Source organism: Spirulina subsalsa FACHB-351 (assembly GCF_026130165.1).
GTDB classification, from domain to species: Bacteria; Cyanobacteriota; Cyanobacteriia; order Cyanobacteriales; family Spirulinaceae; genus Spirulina_A; species Spirulina_A subsalsa_A.
In genome coordinates, this window is sequence record NZ_JAIHOM010000212.1 from 1 (window position 1) to 4,518 (window position 4,518).

Sequence of the window (4,518 nt, forward strand, 5' to 3'; positions counted from 1 at the left end):
TGGCGGCAGGGCTTGCCGACCTGAATGGACAGGCGTTAAGCAGTGTTAGACCCCAATCGGGGGCGGTTGCTTGTCTGTCTACCCATCAGGAGTCCACTTAATGTGGACAGACTGGGAATCCCCGTGCTTTTAGGCCGGGGAGGATGTCAAAGCTTGGGTTCGCGAAACTCTCCCCCTAACCCTTGAACAATATTGCGGGTATTTTCAATCAACATGGCCGTATAGAGAGGGACTAACCCCATCCCTGCCACACCGACGGCACCAGTGGTAAAAATGGGCTGTTCGGGGATGGTGACGTTGGCCTCACGGGCGACAATTTCAATGGATCCGGGGTTGGTGGTTGTTTCGACAAATAAGGCCGGAACTTGGGCTTTTTGCACTGTTTCAACGATGGTTTTCAGTCGTTGGGGGGTGGGGGTGCTTTCGGTACTTAGCCCCTGTACGGCCATGCTGGGGATGTTATAGGCCGCGCTGTAATAAGCAAAAGCGTCATGGGTTGTTACGAGTTTCCGTTGTTGGGGGGGAATGGTGGCAATTTGGTCTTTTATCCAAGTATGGAGTTGGTTGAGTTGGTCTTGAATGGCTTGACCCTTTTCTTGATATTGGGTGGCCGCTTCGGGAACTAAGGTACTCAATTCTGTGGCGATGACTTGGGCAATTTTGCCGCCGTTTTCCGCACTGTGCCAGATGTGGGGATCGGGTTCTTGCTCCTCGCTGCTGGTGTCGTGATCATGGCTGTGATCATGGCTGTGATCATGGCCGTGATCATCGTGATCATGATGGTGGTGTCCCATGAGGGGATCGGGAACGGCCTGCTCGTAAACGGCAACGGTGGGGGTAGAACTAGCGGCTAAAAGGCGTTCTACTCTCGGTTCTAAATTATACCCACCATAAAAGATTAATTGGGCGGCTTCGATGGCCTGACGGTTGCTGGGGGTGGGTTCGTAGGTGTGGGGATCTTGGGCGCTATCCATCAAACAGGTGAGATCAATGGTTTCTTGTGCGATCGCCTCGGTCATCTCACATAATATCGCTGTGGTTGCCACGACTTTGGGTTTCGGGGTGTCTGTCTCCTCGGCAACGGGGGGAACTGTACCCGCACAAGCGGACATCCCTAAAGCGATCACAACCCCAATAACCGGACTCAGTGGACGAGCAAACATTAAACAACCTCCCGGAAAACTAGAATGATTCTCATTATGCAGTAAAATTGATAATCATTCTTAAGTTTAACCAAAGAATGAGAATCGTTCTCACAAAAAGGAAAAAAATATGCTGGTTGTTCGGGATCTGACGGTTCACTATCAAGGGGTTTGTGCTTTAGAGCGGGTGAACTTTAGCCTAGAGTCCGGTCAATTAGTGGGAGTGGTGGGGCCTAATGGAGCGGGGAAAAGCACTTTATTGAAGAGTATGTTAGGGTTAGTGACCTCCCAACGGGGCAGTATTCGTTATGATGGACACCCCCTGATTCAGCAACGGCAAAAAGTGGCCTATGTTCCCCAGCGTTCTCAGATTGACTGGAACTATCCGATCACGGTTAAAAATGTGGTGATGTTGGCACAAATGCAGCAACAGGGGTTTTGGCAGTTTCCCACTCGCCAAGCGCGTCAAATGGTGAAGCGGGCGTTAATGCAGGTGGATCTATGGGATTTGCGCGATCGCCATATTCGAGAACTTTCCGGTGGACAACAGCAGCGCGTCTTTTTAGCTCGTTCCCTTGCACAACAAGCCAATATTTTCTTTTTTGATGAACCCTTTAATGGCGTAGATCAAAAAACCAAAGAGATTTTCTACTCCATTTTACAGGAACTCAAAGAACAAAATAAAACCCTACTGATTGTTAGTCACGATTTAGGCGACACCCTGAACTACTATGATCAGTTAATACTAATCAATCGCTCCATTCTCGCTACAGGTTTACCAAAACAAGTTCTCACCCCTGAAAACTTTTATCAAGCCTATGGTCATCCATTGAACCTATTATCTGCTTAACATTACACAATAAACTAAAAGGGAACAGGTAACAGGGGCTTTTCAGGAGTCGGAGAGTGGGGGAGCAGGGGGGCAGGGGAGAGGGGGAACAATTATCAATTACCTATTACCTATTACCTATTACCTATTACCTCAATGGATTGGTTACTTGAACCCCTACAATTTGAATTCATGAGAAATGCCTTCGGGATGGCCATTCTCCTCGGAATTTTATGCGCCATCGTGGGCAGTTATCTCGTGGTTGAACAAATGAGCTTAATGGCTAATGTGATTTCCCATGCCATTTTACCCGGTTTATCTATTGCCTTTTTTCTAGGGATTAATTTATCCATCGGGGCATTAATTGCCGGAGTATTAAGCGCCTTTACCGTCGCTTGGATTCGGCAAAATTCCCCCATCAGTGTTGATGCGGCAATGGGCTTAGTTCTCTCCAGTTTCCTCGCTCTAGGGGTTATGTTAATCGAACTCTTGCGCACCAATCGAATTGACCTCAATCAGTTATTATTCGGCGATATTTTAAGCGTACAATCTCAGCATATTGTCCAGACCTTTTTCATTACCTTAGCCATTGCTATTATTGTAATTATTTTTTACCAACCCTTGCTTTATTACACCTTTGACCCATTGGGCGCAAAAGCAAGCGGCTTGCCCGTCAACTGGATTTATTTCGGCTTTATTACCGCCGTTACCTTAACGATTATTGCCAGTATGCAAAGCGTAGGGGTTTTATTAGTCATTGCCCTGTTAGTGGGGCCAGCGAGTACGGCTTATTTATTAGTGAAAGAACTGCATTGGATGATGGTAGGTGCAGGAGTTCTAGGGGTATTCAGTAGCATTGCGGGGATGTATTTAAGCTATTATCTTGACCTCCCCTCAGGCCCAGCGATTGTATTAGTAATTTTTGCCTTGTTCTGGGTGGCCTTTTTATTCAGTCCAAGACAGGGATTATGGCGTAAGATTAAAGCATTGATCAAGCATCAATAATCAATGCTCAATGTTTCTCCTCCCTCCTTTCCCCGCTTCTAAAAGGGGAAGAGGGAGGATGCTGCACCTTTTTTCCTAACCCATTATGACCTACGCTGTATTCGTGCCTTGGCTTCATATGCACCAACCTCCGATTTGGGTAGGCGATCGCATTTTAGGCAATTTAGAGAAAATGCTCAACAGTGATCCCAACTCCGAGGAAGGATGGAACGCCCAATGGTTTGCCCAAGCTTATAAAAATCCTGCCCGTTATGTACAGATGCTCTCCCAACAAGGCTGCACCCCTCGCCTCATGGTGGACTATTCGGGGGTTTTATTAGCCGAATTAGCGAAATTATCCCATAGTGGGCGATTTGACCATTTGTACGTCGAAGGAGAGCCTGTCGGCGATGTAATCGCCCTCTTCCGCCATGTTTTAGAGCAATACCCCGAAGCCTTAGAGTTTGCCGGAACCGCCTACAGTCACTGTTACTTTCCCGCCACCCCCCAACGGGATCATGAGGCACAAATTCGCGCTTGGCGTGTATTATTTGCCGACTTATTTGGGGAGAAAGCATTACAACAGGTGCGGGGGTTTTGGTTGCCCGAAATGGGGATGTTAGGCGATGCCAGCGAAGCCATACAACTGATCCGTTTACTGAAAAAATATCACTACGAATGGTTAATTTTGCCCAGTAGTACCCTAGAAAAACCGGAAAATTGGGCGACTCCCTTATTAGAAAATCGTGTCCATGAATTAGTCGTCAACGCAGGAGGAGAAACCGAACGCATTCTCTGCGTGGTGCGGGATACAGACATGGGAATCCGCCAACAAAGTGGACACAATGCCGAAGGAGTGGTTAATGACATCCGCTATCGGGGGGAACTCTTCCAACGAGAAAAGATTAGTCCTCCTCCCTTAATTGTGCCAACCTCTGACGGGGAAAATGGCAACGTGATGATGTTTGAATACTTTAAAAACTCCTTTGCTCCTCTGTTTTACAATACCCACCAATGGCCAGAGGTTACGTTTATGACGGTGAGTGAGTATATAGACCACTACTGTAGCCAAGGAGTGACCAGTGAGGTTCAACTGAAAGAAACCGGAGGATCTTGGATTGGGGGCCATGATCATTGGTTTGCGGGAGATGAACGCAAGGAAATTTTAGATCAGATTGAACAGTTGAGTCAGCAGGTGATGACCTTACGACAGCAGGGGAAACTTACCCCAGAGCATCCCCTAGAACAAGCGCTCTTGTTATGTGAAACCAGTTGTTTTGTTTACTGGAATTCAGAATTTTGGTTCAATCAAGCCCGTCAGTTTTTAGAATGGACTAAAAGTATGTTCTAACAGGATTATTTGACACTCCTCGGCCTAAAGGCACGAGGATTCTTGGTTCACAGACTCGCCATAACCTAGCAGGATTGCTCCAACTAGGCTAGAGGGCAAATCTCCCCAAGCTTTAGATCCGGTATGCCCTACCGTACTTAATGCTAATTTCAGGATATTAATTGCAGCATTTATATCTCTATCTTCTATCAACCCACAATGAGAACAAATAT

Annotated in this window: 4 protein-coding genes and 1 pseudogene; 3 read left to right on the forward strand and 2 right to left on the reverse strand. The window is 47.0% G+C overall.

The window, feature by feature from the left end:
- Positions 1–146: 146 nt before the first annotated feature.
- The gene (locus K4A83_RS22145; protein WP_265266884.1) at positions 147–1,163 is read right to left on the reverse strand and encodes a metal ABC transporter solute-binding protein, Zn/Mn family; all 1,017 of its coding nucleotides are present in this window, start codon (positions 1,161–1,163) and stop codon (positions 147–149) included.
- A 109-nt stretch (positions 1,164–1,272) separates the two neighbouring features.
- Here K4A83_RS22145 and K4A83_RS22150 point away from each other — a divergent pair, with 109 nt between their 5' ends.
- The 3 genes from K4A83_RS22150 to K4A83_RS22160 all read left to right on the forward strand — a co-directional run bounded on the left by K4A83_RS22150 (position 1,273) and on the right by K4A83_RS22160 (position 4,306).
- A complete protein-coding gene (locus K4A83_RS22150; protein ID WP_265266885.1) occupies positions 1,273–1,992 on the forward strand; it encodes a metal ABC transporter ATP-binding protein in 720 nt (239 codons plus the stop codon).
- Positions 1,993–2,127: 135 nt separating this feature from the next.
- The gene (locus K4A83_RS22155) at positions 2,128–2,976 is read left to right on the forward strand and encodes a metal ABC transporter permease (protein ID WP_265266886.1); all 849 of its coding nucleotides are present in this window, start codon (positions 2,128–2,130) and stop codon (positions 2,974–2,976) included.
- An 85-nt stretch (positions 2,977–3,061) separates the two neighbouring features.
- On the forward strand, positions 3,062–4,306 hold the full coding sequence (locus tag K4A83_RS22160; protein ID WP_265266887.1) for a polysaccharide deacetylase family protein: 1,245 nt from the start codon (positions 3,062–3,064) through the stop codon (positions 4,304–4,306).
- Positions 4,307–4,330: 24 nt separating this feature from the next.
- Here K4A83_RS22160 and K4A83_RS22165 read toward each other — a convergent pair.
- A pseudogene (locus K4A83_RS22165) lies at positions 4,331–4,518 on the reverse strand (zinc ribbon domain-containing protein); the annotation flags it as partial.

What these genes read in the sequence shown, in the direction of transcription:
- K4A83_RS22160 (WP_265266887.1), top strand. Translation starts at nt 3,062, where the DNA reads ATGACCTACGCTGTATTCGTGCCTTGGCTTCATATGCACCAACCTCCG.
- K4A83_RS22155 (WP_265266886.1), top strand. Translation starts at nt 2,128, where the DNA reads ATGGATTGGTTACTTGAACCCCTACAATTTGAATTCATGAGAAATGCC.
- K4A83_RS22145 (WP_265266884.1), bottom strand. Translation starts at nt 1,163, where the DNA reads ATGTTTGCTCGTCCACTGAGTCCGGTTATTGGGGTTGTGATCGCTTTA.
- K4A83_RS22150 (WP_265266885.1), top strand. Translation starts at nt 1,273, where the DNA reads ATGCTGGTTGTTCGGGATCTGACGGTTCACTATCAAGGGGTTTGTGCT.